Genomic DNA, 17,737 nt, shown 5'->3' on the forward strand with positions numbered 1-17,737 from the left:
CAGTGTCCATAAAGCCGAACAGGACTGTCTTTAGCATGTTGACCCGATTATATCCGGGCCGGCCCAGTTTATGTGAGGGCTCTGGCCTAAGATATCTTTCTATTCCAATCTCCTCCATGATTCTGTCAAATGCTAATACTGGATCACAGAGATCCAGACAATCCGAAAAAAACAGTGGCAGCCTTCCCTGTTTTGCGGTATAATATTTCTCGGTATTATTGTTCATAGTAGATTAATTTTACCACAAAAAGAAGAACGCCTCCAGGTTTGTATACCTGAAAGCGTTCTTTTTTTACGGGACTTTTTTCACAGCCCCCTTTTGGAAATCAAGCTTTGTTATCGCTTCCTAATACATTGGTAATCTTATGAGCTACTAATGATTTAACATTAGCGCGTCCTACTTTCAGGTATTCTCTTGGATCGAATGCAGCAGGATTGTTCCATAATACTTCACGTACTCCAGCTGTCATTGCCAGACGAAGGTCTGAATCAATGTTGATCTTACAAACAGCAGAGCGTGCTGCCTGACGAAGCATATCTTCCGGGATACCGATAGCGTCTGCTAAGTTACCGCCGTTCTCCTGAATGATTTTTACGTATTCCTGAGATACGGAAGATGCGCCGTGAAGTACGATTGGGAAGTTTGGAAGACGTTTTGTGATCTCTTCTAAAATGTCGAAACGAAGCATTGGCTTCTGGCCTGGTTTGAATTTGAATGCGCCGTGGCTTGTTCCAATAGCGATTGCCAGGGAATCAACGCCTGTGCGGGAAACGAATTCTTCTACTTCGTCCGGATGTGTATAAGCTGCATCTGCATCAGATACTTTAACATCATCTTCCACGCCTGCTAATTTTCCAAGTTCACCTTCAACTACGACACCTTTTGAGTGAGCGTATTCAACAACCTTCTTAGTTACAGCGATATTGTCTTCAAAAGAGTGATGTGAACCATCAATCATAACGGAGGTAAATCCGCCGTCGATACAGGATTTGCAGATTTCGAAGTCTGCGCCGTGATCTAAGTGAAGAGCGATGGGAATATCATTCTCGATCAAAGCAGCTTCTACTAATTTTACAAGGTAGGTATGGTTAGCATATTTTCTGGCGCCTGCGGATACCTGAAGGATCAGTGGGGAATTTAATTCTCCGGCAGCTTCTGTGATACCCTGTACGATTTCCATGTTGTTTACGTTAAATGCACCGATTGCATAGCCTCCTTCGTAGGCTTTTTTAAACATTTCGGTTGTGGTTACTAATGCCATTGGTATTCATCCTTTCTTTGAATAAATTTATATCAGGCAGCTGCATACTTGCCATGTGTCAGCTGCTTGGTAACGTATCTGTACGAATAATTATTTGCGGGAAACGAAAGCAGGAAGTCCGTCTGTACCAACAGGAACTTCAACGCTGCCCTGCACTAACGGAAGGGCATAGCGAATGAACTCTTCACTTACGTTTGAACCGTCATCGGTAATCCATGACAGAGGTACGGTTTTTTCTTCATTACAAATCTGATTCACGTCTTCCAGCCCGTATGCGATTGCGTATGGAAGATCGCTTTTTCTCACGTAAGATATCATCTTACCGGTTTCACCTTTTAATGCCGCGCGTACGCCGAATTCTCCGGCCCCGATTGCCTCTTTTTGGTCAGTTCCTGACATCATAGAAGAAGAACAGCGCTGGCAAACATTAAGTTCTACAGAACGTGCCTTTACGCCAAGTTTGTTTTTTACTAAGTTTTCCAGATATTTGCCGCAGCCTGCCAGCATCTTATGGCCGAAACTGTCAACACCAACGTTGTTATCCAGCTCACAGATAAAGGTGCCTTTGCCATCGTTAATTCCTTCGGAAACACAGACGATAACATTTGGATTCTTCTCCAGGCATTCCTCAACTTTGGCTAAAAATTTATCTACATCGAATGCAACTTCGGGGAGGTAAATCAGGAGAGGGTTGTCACCCACAAATTTCCTTGCAAGTACACTGGCTGCTGTCAGCCATCCTGCATGGCGTCCCATAATCTCTACAATTGTAACGGACTTCTTTTCATAAACGTTCGCGTCAATTACAATCTCGCGAACAGTAGATGCCACATATTTTGCAGCACTTCCGAATCCAGGCGTATGATCTGTCATCACCAGGTCGTTGTCTACAGTCTTTGGCTCACCCATCACCCGGATATCGCTTCCGATCTGTGCAGCATAGCGGGAAAGCTTGCTTACCGTATCCATGGAATCATTTCCGCCGATATAGAATACATATCCAATATTCATTTCTTCGAACTTTTTGAACAGTTCAGGATATACAGGATCTTCCAGACTTTCCGGCAGTTTATATCTGCAGGAACCAAGATATGCGCCAGGAGTAGTGGTCAGACCTTTTAAGGATTCGCCTGGTAACGCTTCTGCAAAATCCAGAACTGTACCGGCTAAGAAACCTTCAATGCCATTGACCATACCATATACATGATCGATTTTGTCACCATGACGGAAGGCTTCGGAAACAACGCCGTAGAGACTGCAGTTGATAACTGCAGTAGGTCCTCCAGACTGGCCTACGATTAAATTCTTGCTACCCATACTTTTAACATTGCATGACTTTTATGTATTAGAGTGGTAGTGTCATGCACTCCTTTCTATAAAATTTGTTATAATTATAACATATAAATATTGTTTGTGCACGAAAAAAGCAAGATTTATACAATTTTGTTTTGGAAAAAATGCAGTCCCCAGTAATCATAGGAAAGAGATTTCTTATTTTAAAATGCCGTGGTATAATTTTAAGAAACAGGAGGGAAGAATTTATGATCAAACCATCAAAACTGCTCCTTGCCAATTTGCCCACCCCGATTATGGTCCCTGAGGGTTTGAGCTACTCAAGGGCTCACACAAAATTATATATAAAGCGTGATGATTTCACCGGCTTTGAAATGAGCGGAAATAAGGTAAGAAAGCTGGAATATGCCTTAAAACAAGGGATTGAGAGTGGTGCGGAGGTTTTTATTACCTGCGGCGGGATACAATCGAATCATGCCAGGGCTACAGCCGCGGCTGCCGCCCGTCTGGGAAAAAGAACACATTTGGTTCTTAAAGGTGAGCCAAAAGATCCGGAAGGGAATTATTTTCTGGACATACTTTTCGGAGCAAAGGTGACATTTATCTCTGAAGAGGCGTATGTTTCACGGAGAAATGAGATTATGGAAGAGATAAAAAGGAGGTATGAAGAGCAAGATTGTAAAGGTTATGTCCTCCCTGAGGGTGCATCCAATGGGATCGGGATGTATGGCTATTTTCAGGCATTTGAGGAAATTTTAGAACAGGAGAAGGAGATGGGGGTTACTTTTGATGCCATCTGTGTCACCGACGGATCCGGCGGGACGTACGCAGGGCTCTATGCTGCAAATGAATACTACGAAAGCAAAAAGAAGATTATTGGTTTTAACATCTATGACAAGAATGCTGACGGAAGAAAAAGGGTTGGAGATATTATCAGGGAGGGAATGGAACTTGCTGAATTCGGCAAAGAGATATCCATGGATCAGGTGTGTATTGCGTATGATTATGTAGGCGATGGGTATGGAGTTGCGTCGGATGAGGTGATTGCATTTATAGCAAAAACCGCCAGAGAGACTGGTATGGTTCTGGATCCGGTATATACGGGAAAGGCTATGCATGGAATGATAACAGAAATCAACAGGGAAAATCCCTTGCTGTACGGAAATGTATTGTTTATACATACAGGCGGAGAGTTTGGGACCTTTCCCCATAAGGATAGGTTTATATGACAGGACAAAAGATGGATTTTTATGAAAGAGTGGGGATTGTATGCAGAAGAATTCCTTATGGAAAAGTAGCGACCTATGGACAGATTGCCATGCTGTGCGGCAAACCTAACAACTCCCGTCAGGTGGGCTATGCACTGAACCGGTCGTTGTCAGGTGAGGTGCCCGCACACAGGGTGGTAAATCATAAGGGCTATCTGTCCGGGGCAAGTGCCTTTTTTGACAGCGGGATGCAGCGCAGGATGCTGGAATCAGAAGGGGTGCAGGTGGGAGAGGAGAATAGAGTGGAGCTTAAGGTGTTTGGATGGAGGCATACACTGGAGGACGCTCTGGAATTCAGAAGATTGTTTGGGGATGAATAACTGGTTATAAAAAAGTGAAAAGCAGCCTGACGTCATCTTATCTTCCGGGTATGCATATACATAGATGGAGCAGACAAGGGAGTATAGGATATGTAATGGCAGAGTTAATTAAAAATGCAGTACACGGCCTGAATGGATTTATATGGGGGCCGGGGATGCTGGTAATGTTTTTGACGGTTGGGATTCTGTTTACTGTGCGTACAGGATTTTTTCAATTCACGCATATCAGGCTGTGGATGGGACGGACAATTGTTGCCCTTTTTCGTAATCGTAATGTACGAAAAACAGATGATGAGCATGCCATTTCTCAGTTTCAGTCTTTCTGCACAGCACTGGCGGCCACACTGGGAACGGGAAACATTACAGGGGTGGCAACTGCCATAATTGCAGGAGGTCCGGGAGCAATTTTCTGGATGTGGGTCTCTGCGCTGTTAGGTATGATGACGAATTTTGCAGAGAACATTCTGGGAATCCGCTATCGGAGAAAAAACTCAAAGGGAGAGTGGACGGGCGGGGCGATGCTGTATATAGAAAAGGGGCTCCACTGCCCATGGCTGGCTGCAGCGTTTGCCTTTTTATGTATTCTGGCTTCCTTGGGAATGGGAAATATGACCCAGGCTAACTCAATGGCTGTGGGGCTGAAAGAGGCCTTCTCAGTTCCGCCGGTTCTGACAGGAGTGCTCTCAATGGCTGCTGTTGGACTGGTGCTGCTCGGAGGTGTGAAACGCCTGGCAAAGGTAACGGAAAAAGTTGTGCCTTTTATGGCTGTCTTCTATCTGGCAGGCGGTATTTTTGTTCTGGCTGTTCATTGGAGAAATATTCCCCAGGCGTTTTCTACAATACTGACAGAGGCATTTCAGCTGCGGTCCGTGGGCGGCGGCGTACTGGGGTATGGAATGCGTCAGGCCATGAAGATGGGAATTGCCAGGGGAATTTTTTCCAATGAGGCAGGTCTTGGATCCTCTGTGATGGCTCATATTGCATCTGATGTAAAGGAACCGGTGGTACAGGGGATGTGGGGAATCTTTGAGGTGTTTGCGGATACCGTGGTTGTGTGTACAATTACAGCTCTGGTAATACTTACATCCGGGGTATATGACAAAGCCCAGTGTCTCTCGAACATTGTAAATGGCATTGAAAACATTGACGGTACGACATTGACGGGGCTGGCTTTTGAGACAGCGATTCCAGGCGGGAGCAAGTTTATGGCAGCTGCAATCGTGCTGTTTGCCTTTGCTACCATTGTGGGCTGGTCATATTTTGGCGTGCAGGCAGTGACCTATCTCCTGGGAGAAAGATACATTCGTTTTTACAAGCTTCTTTACATACTGGTGATTCTTCCGGGTTGTGTCACTGCTCCGGGATTTATCTGGGAGCTTGCGGATACCATGAACGGATGCATGGCGATCCCCAACCTGATTGCGATCACCCTATTAAGCGGGGAGGTGACAGCAGCTACCAGAAAATATCTGAACACGGTTCAGAAAGAACAGGATAGTGCATAAAATTAATAACGTGTCTATCGAACGAAGGCGTTCCTACAAATATAGGGGCGTCTTTTTTGTTTTACGGAAAGGGTGTCTGATAATTCTTTTTAAAATCTTCTATCAGCAGGCGGCATATATTGGGAAGATATTCATTTTTCTTATACACTGCGGTTAAGTACCAGAAAAGCACAGGCTCACCAATTGTAAAAAATACAATACTGGGATAGGGGTTCGAATGAAGAATACAAGCCTCAGGTACAAAGGTGATCCCAAAATTGGCTTCTACCAGATTCAATGCAGTGGCTACGTTGGCAGTTTCAAAGCCTGTTCCGTCGATCTGATTTACTATAAGGATCTCCTGAATTGCATGATAAAGGTTCTGGGTGGGCTTTGGAAATATAAAACGTTCATTTCTGGCGCGTCCCAAATCAAAATGGGGGACGTGTTTGGGATCGTAATCATATTGAAACGAAATATGTTTTAGAATCGGGTGGCGGAGGTTAACCGCCAACAGAATGCGTTCCTTCATTATAATTTCATAATGAAATTGGGGGGAGGGATGAATAAGGCTTTTTATACTGAAATCCACCTTTTTCCATTCAATAAAATTATAGAGCTCATGATCCAGCCCTTCTTCTGCCTGTATATTGATGTGCGGGTAGTTCTCGCTGAAATCGGGCAGCACTCTTGGGAGCATATGGGAAGCTCTCCAGGGGCTGAGCCCAACCGCTATCTTTCCCCGTTTTTCCATCCGTATCTCGGAAAATTCATCTTCCAGCTTTTTCTCCATATGATTCAGAGAATTTATATATTCCAGATAGTGCTCTCCCGCAAAGGTCAGCCTTAGCGGTATCGAGGAGTGATCAAAAAGTGCGATTCCCAGCTTTTTCTCAAGACGGTTTAGATAGTTGCTGAGGGCAGGCTGGGAAATATAAAGCTCATCGGCAGCTTTTGTTATACTTTGGTACTTGGCTATAGTAAGAAAATATTCGTAATTTTTATAAAACATGGCTCCTCCTGTCTGTGAATTATCTGTTGCACGGTATAACATCACAATATTGTTATAACTTATATATTATAATAGGAATTGGACAAATTATCAAGCTTTGTGTAAACTAAAATTATACAATATATATAAAAAGCACAAAATGAAAGAGCTATAGTTGCGCAATATTACCAAAAAATGGAAAATTTTACTCTGTAAAAAACGAAAAATACAAGGAATTAACTTCTGATTGATAAAAAAATATCATAATTATTTTGTGATAAAAGATTACAGAACTAACGAAGGGAGGGGAAATCTATATGCAGTTTTTTTATGATACCAGTTAACTGTCAGAAATGCGGAGAATGAAAGGTTATGTACAGTTGTTTGAAAGGAGAACGTATGAGTCAGTTGTATACATATAAAATGCCAACAGAATTGTTTTTTGGCCGGGGTGCAGCCATGCATACCGCTGAAAAGGTAAGAGAGCTGGGAAGCGACAATGTTGTAATCGTGACAGACCAGGGGGTATATGCCAGCGGTGTGCTGAAAACGATCGAAGAGTCTTTGCAGGCAGGAAACGTTACATATAGCATTTACCATGATGTGGAACCGGAACCAACTTATAAAGGGGTAGATGAGGCAGTGAAGCTGCTGAAAGAGACAAAGGCTACCGCGGTCATTGGAGTCGGGGGAGGAAGCTCTATGGATACGGCTAAAAATGTAGCCGTTATGGGAACAAACGAGGGAAAAATTTTTGATTACCTTGGCTTTGGAAACATAAAAAACAAGCCTCTTCCCATAATTGCGGTGCCGACTACCGCCGGAACCGGAAGTGAGGTCACCTTCTGGGCTGTGGTGGGGGACAAAGAAAAAGACATAAAAGCCAGTGTGGGCGGCTGGGAGATTATGCCGGATACTGCGATTCTGGACCCGGAGCTGACCCTAAGTGTACCTTCCCATGTTACTGCAGCTACAGGCATGGACGCATTCTGCCATGCAATGGAATCTTATGTGTCGAAGGCCACACAGCCTGTATCAGAAGGGCTCTCCTATCACGCTATGCGTTTGATTGCAGGAGCTCTCCGAAAGGCGGCAACCAGAGGAGATGACATAGACGCCCGGGAGGATATGCTGATGGGAAGCCTTATTGCGGCCCTGGCTTTTAATGTGGGCAAATTAGGACTTTCCCACGCTTTTGCCATGCCTTTGGGCGCCAAGTATAAGATACCCCATGGTATGGTGAATGCAATTATGCTCCCCTGGGTAATGGAATATAATCTCCCTGCCGCCACAGAAAAGTATATAGAGGTAGCTAAGCTTTTAGGAGAACATGTGGAGGGGCTGTCTCCTATGGAGGCAGCTGCAAAGTCGGTAGAGGCTGTTAAGAGGCTGAATGCAGACATTGGTATTACCCAGGGGCTAAAGGACTGGGGAGTAAAGGAAGAGGAACTGCTGGAGATTGCGCAGAAGGCATATCAAAGCGGAAATATCTATTCTAATCCCAGAAGTTCCAGGGTGGAAGACCTTGTAGAGATTGCAAAAAAAGCCATGAAGGGCCTGAGGTAGAGAGGAAGTAAAATGCCGGAGGTAATAACATTAGGTGAGACCATGGTAGTCTTTGACAGCCTGAGCAAAGGGAAGCTGCGGTATTCCCAGAACTATGAATGTCACATAGGCGGAGCAGAGACGAATACTGCAGTGGCCCTGGTGAAGCTTAATCACAGCGCAGGCTGGATTAGTAAATTGGGAAATGATGAATTTGGCGCAAAGATAAAAAATACGGTTGCAGGGGAAGGAGTAGAGGTATGTCAGGTATTGATGGATGACAATGCACCTACAGGTATATTCTTCAGGCAGAGACTGGAAAACGGGGAGAGCAGAAACTTTTATTACCGAAAGGGTTCAGCAGCCAGTACAATGACTCCGGATCTCATAGACCTAAACTATCTAAAATCCGGAAAAATCCTCCATGTCAGCGGAATCACGCCCGGACTCAGCGAGGAAGCCGAGGAGACAACAGAATATGCCATGGCTGCGGCAAAAGAGAGTGGCCTGCTGGTTTCTTTCGATCCTAATCTTCGTCTGAAAGTGTGGCGGCTGGAACAGGCGAGACGCACAACAAACAGGCTCATGAAATATGCGGATATTGTATTTCCGGGCCGGGAAGAGGGACGTCTCTTATACGGAACAGAGGATCCGGATGAAATCGCAAGGCAGATGATGGCATATGGGGCCGGTACTGTGGTGGTAAAAATCGGAGAACAGGGATGCATCGGCTACGAGAACAAAAAAAAGTGCTATTCCAAGGGATTTCGGGCAGAGCGGGCAGTGGATACCTTCGGCGCAGGAGATGCATTTGCGGCAGGGTATCTCTGCGGCGTACTGGAGGGCGCTGAGATGGAAACATGCCTGGCTTTGGCAAATGCTGTGGGGGCGTTCAGCGTCACACTGAAAGGAAATATAGAATCCTATCCCAGCAGAGAAGAGCTGGATGCGTTTATGAGCGGCAAGGTCAGCTGCAACCGTTAACCAGGAAAGATGATAAGGAACAGTGGAAAATGTATAAGGAGAGGAGATTCCTATGGATGTAAAAAGATTTTCGGGAGTGTATCCGGCAGTGATTACCCCTTTTAACGAAGCAGGTGAGGTTGATACTCAAAAATTGACAGTATATACAGAATATCTGTGCGGCAAAGTAGACGGACTGTTTGTGGGGGGATCCTATGGATCAGGACCAATTATGACGGCAGAGCAGCGCAAGACAGTAGCAGAGACAGTAATGGCTGTGGCAAAAGGAAGAGTACCGGTGATTCTGATGATAGGATGCACGGACACCAACAGCACCATTGAGCTGGCAAAACATGCCCAGAGAGTGGGGGCAGACGCTGTGGCAGCAGTGACTCCCTGCTATTACAGGCATACAGAGGATGTCATTATCCAATATTACAGAGATTTGATTCAGGCAGTAGATCTGCCGGTCATTGCTTATAATAATCCAAAATATTCCAATTTCTGTATCAGCGGAGATCTGCTGGCAAAATTGGCTGATATTGGATTAGAGGGGATAAAGGACAGCTCGGCAGATATTGCCCTATTCTATGATTACATGGCAAAAGTTAAAAAAGAAGGGTTCCTTTTCTTAATCGGATCGCAGACCCACCTTGTGCCTGCAGTTGTGGGCGGCGCACACGGCGTAGTATCAGGATTGTCCAATGCGTTCCCCGAATTTATCAAAGAAATATATGATGCCTGCAAAGCCGGTGCATTCCAGAAAGCCAGAGATATGCAGCTGAAGGCTAATCTTCTCCGGTCCGTGACCGGTTCTGGTATTCCGGTTCCCTTTTACCATGCAGTTCTTCCGATGCTGGGAATTGATATTGGTATCCCGAAAAAACCATTTCTTCCAAGAACGGAAGAGGAGGTGGAGCGTATCCGGAAAGCACTGGTCGAGACAAAGATGATTATCGGGTAAAGGTATAATAGGTCTGCCAGGAGCTGGGAGGCCTATTTGCTCCATGTAAGAGGAAGGAGGAAATACATTGATTGGAAATGTAATCACTTCTGTTTTATTGCTGATTGCTTCTGTTTACATCTATATTGAAAGTATTCAGATGCCGATGCTGGGTGGTCTTGCAGTTGCAGGACCCAGTTTTTTCCCTCTGTGCTGCGCGGCCTTTTTTACTGTCACAGCCGTGATACTTATGGGCACAGAAATATACCGGGTGATGTCAGGAAAATATGGGACGGAAGAAATATCTTATTTTCACAGAGAACTGTACAGGGCAGCGCAGCTAAAGAACAAGATTAGCAGCAATATGCGGGGATTATTCCGGATGATTCTTATTCCGGCCCTTATGATTGCATATGGCATAGCTCTCCGCCCGGTGGGATTTGAGATTTCTACCTGGATATTTCTGGATTTGACTATGCTTGTCTGTGGGGAGAAGAGATGGAAACGGCTTGTTTTTATACCGGCGGCCGCCATTGCCTTTGTCTATCTGGTTTTTGTCAGATTCTTAAGGGTATCTGTCCCCATGCAATTTTTGTAGAAAGGAAGGTGTGTGTATGCTGGCGACCATATCATCGGTTCTCTCCACCTTGTCTTTTGGGACGATATGTCTGGTTCTGGTAGGAGTAGTGCTGGGAATAGCAGTTGGCTCTATCCCAGGATTGACTGCCACAATGGCTGTGGCAGTATTGACTTCTTTTACCTTTGGGATGGAATCAGGCAGTGCCATAGCAATGCTGCTGGGGATTTTTGTGGGCGGTGTTTACGGAGGCTCCATATCTGCCATTTTAATGAAGATTCCGGGAACCTCTTCTGCGGTTATGACTGCTCTGGACGGATACCCTATGTCCTGCAGGGGCGAGGGCGGAAAGGCCATTGGGATTTCAACGGTATCATCTTTCTTCGGCGGAATTGTGAGCTGTATTTTTCTGATTCTGGGGTGTTCGGCCATTGCCAGGATTGCAGCAAAGTTTACCTATCCCGAGTATTTTGTAATTGCTGTATTTGGGCTCTGCGTAATTGCAAATGCGTCAGCGGATTCTCTTCTGAAAGGGCTCTTAGGGGCAATCATCGGAGTATTTATCACTACAATAGGGATGGACAATCTTACCGGAATCCCCAGATTCACCTTTGGTTCACAGAATCTTATGAGCGGAATCGGCATGGTTCCTGCACTTATTGGTTTGTTTGGCGTGTCTGAGATAATGAACCAGCTGTTTACGATTGATTCCGAAAAAAAACAGCAGCAGAAAATTGACAGGATTTTCCCCGGGTGGGAGGTACTTGGAAAACTAAAAGGAGTGCTGCTGCGCTGTTCGATTATCGGGACTATCATAGGCGCGCTTCCGGGAGCAGGAGGCCCTATAGCCGCATTTGTGGCATATAACAGTGAGAAAAGCAATTCCAAACACCCCGAAAAATTCGGGACCGGAATTCCTGAAGGAATTGCGGCGCCGGAGTGTGCCAACAATGCCACTGTGGGAGGCGCATTGATTCCCATGCTTGCTCTGGGGGTTCCGGGGGATGCGGTGACAGCAATTATTCTGGGGGCTTTTGCCATTCACGGGATACGTCTGGGGCCAATGATTTTTCAGGAGACCCCGGAAGTGGTGTACAGTGTTTATGTATATACGATCATTGCTAATATTTTTATGATTATCATCGGGCTGCTGGCTGCCCGCTGGTTTGCAAAGCTCATTAATACAGACAAAAAGATTTTAATGCCTTTGATTCTTATGGCATGTGTAATTGGCTCCTACGCGTCTTCTAATAAAGTATTCGATATTTATGTCATGGTTATTTTCGGCATTCTGGGATTTTTCATGGACAAAGTAGGGATATCCACCTCTGCTCTGATTCTGGGACAGGTACTGGGAGCCCTTGCAGAGACCAATTTCCGTTCGGCTTTGACCATGTCCCAGGGGAATTATGCTATATTTTTCAGGCCGATTCCCTGTGTATTCTGGGCGCTGACAATCGCTATGGTTGTTGTCCCCAAAACCAGAAAAGTGATAAAAACCAGGAAATCAAACAAGAGTAAAAAGGAGGAAGCAGAATGAAAAAAAGATTCTTTCAATTTGTGGGTATTGCAGCGGCAGCAGTTATGATGATGGCCGGATGTGGAAATGATTCCGGGGAAAAAGCCGCAGCGGCAGAAAAGGATGCACAGCAGAAAGAGGCACCGGACAATGATGCACAGAGTGAAGACGGGAGTTCAGACTATCCCGGCAAAAAAATAGAGGTGATTATTCCCCAGGGCGTAGGTACCGGAAGCGATCTGATTGCCCGTGTACTGACTTCTGTTATGGAAAAGGATTTGGGTGTTCCTTTTGTATGTACCAATGTAGAAGGCGGTTCTACTTCCATCGGGCTGCAGCAGATGGCAGATTCTGAGGCTGACGGGTATACCATTGCCATGAATATGACGAATCTGGCTACTCTGCAGGCTCTGGGATATTCCGAGCTTTCCAGAGAGGACGTAGAGGCAATCTGTTCTGTTAATTTTGACGGAGCTTCTCTGTTTATCAAAAAGGGGGAGGAAAGGTTTACAAATTTACCGGAACTGGTAGAGTATGCAAAGGCACATCCGGGAGAACTGAGCTGGGGAACCGGACAGGCCGGTGGGATGTGGCATATGGCCATTCTGAAGTTCTGCAGTGTGGCTGGAATCGAAGTCAATGTAGTGCCGAATGCTGGAGGCGGCGTCGGACTTGGCCTGACGCTGGCAAATGGGGATATCGATGTGGCAGTATCCTGCCCTGTGGACTGTATAGCCCAGCTGGATTCCGGTGACATAGAATTTATTGCCTCGCTTACAGCGGAAAGACAGGAGAGCTATCCGGATGTCCCGACAGCCAAGGAATCCGGATGGGACTGTGAGGTGTATTCAACCCGTGGCTTTGTCGCGCCAAAAGGTACTCCTAAGGATGTCATTGCGGTGCTGGAAAAGGCGTTCAAGAATGCAGTGGACAGTGAGGAGTACAAGGAATATGTCACTTCCCAGAACACCAATATGATATGGAGAGGTGCAGACGAATATACAGAGTGGCTGAAGGAAGAGGTAGATACCTATGTACCCATTCTTGAGGAGGCAGGACTGGCAAAATAAATAAAGGAGGAATAGATTTATGAAGTTTTACCAATATATCGGAGGAAAATTGGAAGAGGGGAAGGGCAGAGGAAAGTGTATTTTCAATCCGGGTACCGGAAAAGAGATCTGCCAGCTAAAAACAGCAGACAGACAGCAGACACTGTCCGCTCTGGAAAGTGCGCAGAAGGCGTTTGCGGCGTGGTCATCATTGTCTCTTACGGAAAGAGGAAACTGGATTCATAAATTAAAAGAGGCGCTTTTGGAAAAGGAGGAGGAACTTGTAGATATCTTAAGCATGGAGACAGGAAAACCACTGTTTGCAGCTTCCAGAGATTATCACATATTAATCGATGCCCTGGATTTTTACTGGGAGGAGGCAAAGCGTCTTACCGGAATCAGCACTCCCGATTATAATTCTAATCATGCCACCTATCATCTCCACGAATACCGCCCCTTAGGGGTTGTGGTGGGACATCTTGCGTGGAATATGCCTCTCCTGAATATAGGAGCAAAACTGGGGCCTGCACTGGCTTCCGGATGTACCTGCATAATAAAGCCTTCCTCTCTTACCCCTCTGTCAGCGCTGAAGGTAGGGGAAATTGCCGCCTCTGTCCAGTTCCCGGCAGGAGTCATTAATATTGTGGCAGGTCCATCAGAGGAAGTAGCCACAGTGCTCAATCAGAGTCCTATCCCCAGGCTGATTACTTTGATTGGATCCAGTGCGACAGGCAGAAAGATGATACAGGAGTCAAGCTCCAGTATCAAAACGTATTCTTTGGAGCTGGGCGGCAATGCTCCGGCAGTGGTGCTCCCGGATGCGGATGTGGAAAAGGCGGCTGATTTTGTTGCTTCCATGAAAATGAATAACTGCGGTCAGGTGTGCACCAGTGTCAACCGGGCAATTGTGCACGAATCCGTGGCAGAGGAATTCTGCAGCCTTGTGCAGAAAAAATTTGAGGCCTGCAAACCGGGATGGGGCAGAGAAGAAGGGGCGACTATGGGCCCGCTGATCACCCCGGAGGACAGGGACAGGGTGATGCGCCTCATTGGGGAGGCGGTAAAACAAGGGGCTAAACTTCGGTGCGGCGGAAACATTCCGAAAGACAGGCCGGAGGGGAATTATATGATGCCTGCACTTCTCACACAGGTACACAACAGCATGCGGGTATGCCAGGAAGAAATATTTGGCCCGGTACTCCCGGTTCTAACGTATCACTCTCCCCAGGATGCCATTGCCCTGGCAAATGATACCAGGTACGGACTTTCCGCCTACGTATACACCAATGATATGCACCGGGCATTTGAAATGGCTGAACAGCTGGAGGCTGGTGAGGTGATTGTAAATGTATGGGGCGGCGGCTCCCCCCTTCCCTATGCACATGGAGGAATAAAGGAAAGCGGAGTGGGAAAGGACTGGTCTTCTTATTCACTGAAGGAATATTACTATGTAAAACGAATTACCGTTACGCCTTAAGGCTAATCGCGGAAACGGTACGGGACAATGGAGATAAAAGCGATTATTACAGACCTGGATCATACTCTGCTGGATGAGAAGAAAAGAGTATCTGACAGGACTCTGGAAGCCTTAAAAAAGTGCAGAACTATGGAAATCGAAATCATACCGGCAACAGGAAGGAATCTTTTAGGACTCAAAGAATGCAGAAAACTTCTGCCTCTGGTGCGGTATGCAATCCTGGCGAACGGTGCAGAGATTATTGACTTGAGGGAAAACAAGTGGATAAAAAGAGAACTTTTAAGCCCCTTATTGGCAGCAGAAGTGTTAGAGACAGCAGCCCCGTACCCCTTTCTATACGACGTATTTGCAGACGGCACTGGCAAGTCGGAAGACAGGTTTCTGAGCCGCCTGGAGGATTATGGGATAGAGCCGGAGATCTGCGGCATGATAAGAAAAACAAGAGAAGCCGTGGATGATGTGATAGAGTATGTAAGAAGGCAGGCGGCAGGAATTGAAAAGATCAACTTGTATTTTTCGGATCGCAGGGTGAAAGAAGAAGTAAGAGTGCTGCTGGAAAGCAGAGGGGATATTGCGGTCACTTCTTCCTTGCATAATAATTTGGAGCTTACAAATAAAAGAGCGGATAAAGGAAATGCTGTTCAATGGCTAGCAAACTTTTTAGAAATTCCCCTCAGTCAGGTTATGGTTTTCGGAGACAGTGAGAATGACGCAGCAATGATATCACTGCCGGCATTTAGCGTAGCTGTGGAAAATGCCGCTGACGTGATAAAGGAGAAGGCAGATTATGTTACCGCATCCAATGAGCGTGCGGGGGTTGCCCTGGCGCTGGAACGATTTGTGACAGGAAGATAGCATCTAGCATCCGCAAAAGGCAGAAAAATTAACCTTCTGCCTTTTGCGGATCTCTTGACAGTCAGAAACCGTTATGCTATATTACAAGCAATATAAGAAAGAACGAGGTATCTGCAGGAAAATGAGAATGTAAGGTCTGAACAACAAGCAAACAACAGGAAACTTTGTAATGAAAAGGGTAGATGCCCTTTTATTTGTTTTGCTCTGTTCAGCACCGGATTTTTCTTGCAGGTATTTTTGCGGGTATAGTTAGATACCGGCATTCTATTTGTGTGCAAAAATCTTTCCTGGACAGAGCGTTTAGGAGGGATTTTTTTGTTATTAGAAGCACATAATCTGGAAAAGGGATACGGAATACAGAAATTATTTTCTATTGATAAATTAGAAATCGGAGAAAACGACAGAATTGGCCTGGTAGGAGCCAACGGATGCGGAAAAAGTACGCTTCTCAAAATTCTCAGCGGACAGACAGAGGCCGATGCCGGTACTATTAAAGCATCGTGCAGTATTGCTTATATTACTCAGGAGCAGGAGACGGAAGGGGATACCAGCGCTTACCTTCTAAGCCGTATGAACCTTAAAGATTCTGCCTGCAAGAGCGGAGGAGAAAAGACAAGGCTGGCCATTGCGGCGGCATTTTCCCGGGAGACAAAGCTTTTATTTGCAGATGAACCGACAACGAATCTGGATGTAAAGGGAATTGAAACTCTGGAAAAAATGCTGAAGGGTTTTAAAGGTGCGTTTGTATTGGTATCCCATGACAGATACCTTCTGGACCAGGTATGTGATACCATCTGGGAGATTGGGGACGAAGAGCTGCGGGTCTTTCCGGGGAATTTTACCGCTTGGTCTGAACAGAAAAACAGAGAGCGTGAATACGCTCTGTTTGAATATGAACAGTACCAGACAGAGAAAAAACACCTGGAATCAGCCATGCATCAGATTAAACATGAGGCGGAGGGGATGAGAAGGCCGCCGAAACGAATGGGCAGTAGTGAATGGATTCTGTACAAGGGCACAGCTGCAATTCAGCAGGGACATGTGCAGAACAGGGGCAAGGCAATAGAAAAAAGGCTGGATAAACTGGAAAAGAAAGAAAAGCCAAAAGACTTGCCCAAAATATCCATGAAAATGGGGGCGGAGTATCCTATGGAGGGAAAAAATGCTCTCACAGCAGAGCACATTAAAATAGCTTATGGGAAAGCTACGATCATAAAAGATGCCGGTTTCAAAATAGCAGCTAACAAATGTACGGTCATGATGGGTCCAAATGGCACAGGAAAAACTTCTGTGCTCAGAAAAATAATCGAACAGGACCCGGCTGTACGCCTCTCCCCGCAAGCCAGGCTGGGGTATTTTGCCCAGGAGCATGAAACTTTGGATCCGGATAGAACCGTACTGCAGAATGTCCGGTCTACGTCCAGCCAAAAGGAGTCTGTAATCAGGGCCATACTTGCTAACTTGTATCTGACATCCAGGGATATAGAAAAACCAGTGTCTGTACTCTCCGGGGGAGAACGGGCAAAGGTGATGCTGGCAAAGCTGCTGGCCTCAGATGCTAACTTTTTAATTCTGGACGAACCCACCAATCACATTGATATGTATACCGCAGAGGCCCTGGAAGCCTTGTTAAAACAGTGGAAGGGAACATTGCTGCTCGTAACCCATGACAGACGTCTTGCTCAGGAAGCAGGGGAACGTTTTCTGTTTTTCGAAAAGGGTGAGATACGGACATTTGAAGGCAATTGGAAAGAGTACGAGACTTCTAAAGAAAGGATGGAAAAGCCGGGGGATTCTGCGGAACTGCAAAGGACGTTGCTGAATATGAAAATGATGGAACTGACTGCCAGAGTAAGTTCGCCAAAGAAAGGGGAGCGGGTAGAGCAGATCAGAGAGGAGCTGGAGAGAGTTACGGAGGAATATTATCGATTGGGGAAATAATTGGAATTTAGGGATATAACTACGTGTACTTCGGCTCAAGATGCTTCATGACGGCAGGTGTTGTGTGGCAGGGGGACGGTGAGAGAAATCCCGCGGCAGCGGGCTGGCTGGTTCAGGCGGGAGGAAGGCATAAGTTCCGGGGACACCTCCGTCGCGAAGAGAGTCTAAGACAAAACCGGAATCCCCGCCGGAGCACCGTTCGTATGTGCAAAGAATGCTTGATGTGCATTCTCTGCCCATGCTCACTTTT

Annotated in this window: 16 protein-coding genes and 1 pseudogene; 13 read left to right on the plus strand and 4 right to left on the minus strand. The window is 46.0% G+C overall.

What is annotated here, in order from left to right; all coding sequences use genetic code 11:
* The 3 genes and pseudogenes from BUA56_RS23485 to BUA56_RS21310 all read right to left on the minus strand — a co-directional run.
* Positions 1–226 (minus strand): annotated as a pseudogene (locus BUA56_RS23485) (IS1182 family transposase); the annotation flags it as partial.
* A 100-nt stretch (positions 227–326) separates the two neighbouring features.
* Positions 327–1,262, minus strand: coding sequence for a class II fructose-1,6-bisphosphate aldolase (gene fba, locus BUA56_RS21305; RefSeq protein WP_072854780.1), 936 nt, complete (start codon positions 1,260–1,262; stop codon positions 327–329).
* 90 nt (positions 1,263–1,352) lie between these two features.
* Positions 1,353–2,579, minus strand: coding sequence for a 6-phosphofructokinase (locus tag BUA56_RS21310; RefSeq protein ID WP_072854781.1), 1,227 nt, complete (start codon positions 2,577–2,579; stop codon positions 1,353–1,355).
* 224 nt (positions 2,580–2,803) lie between these two features.
* Here BUA56_RS21310 and BUA56_RS21315 point away from each other — a divergent pair, with 224 nt between their 5' ends.
* The 3 genes from BUA56_RS21315 (at position 2,804) to BUA56_RS21325 (ending at position 5,648) form a co-directional block, all read left to right on the plus strand.
* Entirely contained in the window at positions 2,804–3,784 is a 981-nt protein-coding gene (locus BUA56_RS21315) for a pyridoxal-phosphate dependent enzyme (protein WP_072854782.1), read from the plus strand.
* Positions 3,781–4,143, plus strand: coding sequence for an MGMT family protein (locus tag BUA56_RS21320; protein ID WP_341443531.1), 363 nt, complete (start codon positions 3,781–3,783; stop codon positions 4,141–4,143). The genes BUA56_RS21315 and BUA56_RS21320 overlap by 4 nt, the downstream gene beginning before the upstream one ends.
* A 95-nt stretch (positions 4,144–4,238) precedes the next feature.
* Positions 4,239–5,648, plus strand: coding sequence for an alanine/glycine:cation symporter family protein (locus BUA56_RS21325; protein ID WP_072854783.1), 1,410 nt, complete (start codon positions 4,239–4,241; stop codon positions 5,646–5,648).
* Positions 5,649–5,709: 61 nt separating this feature from the next.
* Here the strand turns inward: BUA56_RS21325 and BUA56_RS21330 are convergent, their stop codons facing one another.
* Positions 5,710–6,639 (minus strand): LysR family transcriptional regulator, encoded by a 930-nt coding sequence (locus BUA56_RS21330; RefSeq protein ID WP_072854784.1) that lies wholly within the window; start codon positions 6,637–6,639, stop codon positions 5,710–5,712.
* Between the two features lie 378 nt (positions 6,640–7,017).
* Here BUA56_RS21330 and BUA56_RS21335 point away from each other — a divergent pair, with 378 nt between their 5' ends.
* From BUA56_RS21335 to BUA56_RS23490, 10 genes are all read left to right on the plus strand, one after another.
* Complete coding sequence (locus tag BUA56_RS21335; protein WP_072854785.1) at positions 7,018–8,184, plus strand: iron-containing alcohol dehydrogenase; 1,167 nt, start codon at positions 7,018–7,020, stop codon at positions 8,182–8,184.
* A 12-nt stretch (positions 8,185–8,196) separates the two neighbouring features.
* On the plus strand, positions 8,197–9,147 hold the full coding sequence (locus BUA56_RS21340) for a sugar kinase (protein ID WP_072854786.1): 951 nt from the start codon (positions 8,197–8,199) through the stop codon (positions 9,145–9,147).
* Positions 9,148–9,199: 52 nt separating this feature from the next.
* Entirely contained in the window at positions 9,200–10,090 is an 891-nt protein-coding gene (locus BUA56_RS21345) for a dihydrodipicolinate synthase family protein (RefSeq protein WP_072854787.1), read from the plus strand.
* Positions 10,091–10,157: 67 nt separating this feature from the next.
* A complete protein-coding gene (locus tag BUA56_RS21350; RefSeq protein ID WP_072854788.1) occupies positions 10,158–10,667 on the plus strand; it encodes a tripartite tricarboxylate transporter TctB family protein in 510 nt (169 codons plus the stop codon).
* A 16-nt stretch (positions 10,668–10,683) separates the two neighbouring features.
* Positions 10,684–12,186 (plus strand): tripartite tricarboxylate transporter permease, encoded by a 1,503-nt coding sequence (locus BUA56_RS21355; protein WP_072854789.1) that lies wholly within the window; start codon positions 10,684–10,686, stop codon positions 12,184–12,186.
* Entirely contained in the window at positions 12,183–13,235 is a 1,053-nt protein-coding gene (locus BUA56_RS21360; RefSeq protein ID WP_072854790.1) for a Bug family tripartite tricarboxylate transporter substrate binding protein, read from the plus strand. The genes BUA56_RS21355 and BUA56_RS21360 overlap by 4 nt, the downstream gene beginning before the upstream one ends.
* Before the next feature lie 19 nt (positions 13,236–13,254).
* Positions 13,255–14,691: an aldehyde dehydrogenase family protein gene (locus BUA56_RS21365; protein ID WP_072854791.1), complete on the plus strand. Its 1,437-nt coding sequence runs from the start codon at positions 13,255–13,257 to the stop codon at positions 14,689–14,691.
* A gap of 27 nt (positions 14,692–14,718) precedes the next feature.
* Positions 14,719–15,546, plus strand: coding sequence for a Cof-type HAD-IIB family hydrolase (locus tag BUA56_RS21370; RefSeq protein WP_072854792.1), 828 nt, complete (start codon positions 14,719–14,721; stop codon positions 15,544–15,546).
* Between the two features lie 315 nt (positions 15,547–15,861).
* A complete protein-coding gene (gene abc-f / locus BUA56_RS21375; protein ID WP_072854793.1) occupies positions 15,862–17,487 on the plus strand; it encodes a ribosomal protection-like ABC-F family protein in 1,626 nt (541 codons plus the stop codon).
* Positions 17,488–17,534: 47 nt separating this feature from the next.
* The coding region (locus BUA56_RS23490; protein WP_207650959.1) for a hypothetical protein at positions 17,535–17,737 on the plus strand (203 nt) is incomplete at its 3' end.

This window comes from Lactonifactor longoviformis DSM 17459 (assembly GCF_900129135.1).
GTDB lineage: Bacteria > Bacillota > Clostridia > Lachnospirales > Lachnospiraceae > Lactonifactor > Lactonifactor longoviformis.

Excerpts from the sequence above, each read along its gene's own strand:
- BUA56_RS21335 (WP_072854785.1), top strand. The coding sequence starts at position 7,018 with ATGAGTCAGTTGTATACATATAAAATGCCAACAGAATTGTTTTTTGGC.
- BUA56_RS21315 (WP_072854782.1), top strand. The coding sequence starts at position 2,804 with ATGATCAAACCATCAAAACTGCTCCTTGCCAATTTGCCCACCCCGATT.
- BUA56_RS21320 (WP_341443531.1), top strand. The coding sequence starts at position 3,781 with ATGACAGGACAAAAGATGGATTTTTATGAAAGAGTGGGGATTGTATGC.
- fba (WP_072854780.1), bottom strand. The coding sequence starts at position 1,262 with ATGGCATTAGTAACCACAACCGAAATGTTTAAAAAAGCCTACGAAGGA.
- BUA56_RS21310 (WP_072854781.1), bottom strand. The coding sequence starts at position 2,579 with ATGGGTAGCAAGAATTTAATCGTAGGCCAGTCTGGAGGACCTACTGCA.
- BUA56_RS21355 (WP_072854789.1), top strand. The coding sequence starts at position 10,684 with ATGCTGGCGACCATATCATCGGTTCTCTCCACCTTGTCTTTTGGGACG.
- BUA56_RS21325 (WP_072854783.1), top strand. The coding sequence starts at position 4,239 with ATGGCAGAGTTAATTAAAAATGCAGTACACGGCCTGAATGGATTTATA.
- BUA56_RS21370 (WP_072854792.1), top strand. The coding sequence starts at position 14,719 with ATGGAGATAAAAGCGATTATTACAGACCTGGATCATACTCTGCTGGAT.
- BUA56_RS21345 (WP_072854787.1), top strand. The coding sequence starts at position 9,200 with ATGGATGTAAAAAGATTTTCGGGAGTGTATCCGGCAGTGATTACCCCT.
- BUA56_RS21330 (WP_072854784.1), bottom strand. The coding sequence starts at position 6,639 with ATGTTTTATAAAAATTACGAATATTTTCTTACTATAGCCAAGTACCAA.
- BUA56_RS21360 (WP_072854790.1), top strand. The coding sequence starts at position 12,183 with ATGAAAAAAAGATTCTTTCAATTTGTGGGTATTGCAGCGGCAGCAGTT.
- BUA56_RS21365 (WP_072854791.1), top strand. The coding sequence starts at position 13,255 with ATGAAGTTTTACCAATATATCGGAGGAAAATTGGAAGAGGGGAAGGGC.
- BUA56_RS21340 (WP_072854786.1), top strand. The coding sequence starts at position 8,197 with ATGCCGGAGGTAATAACATTAGGTGAGACCATGGTAGTCTTTGACAGC.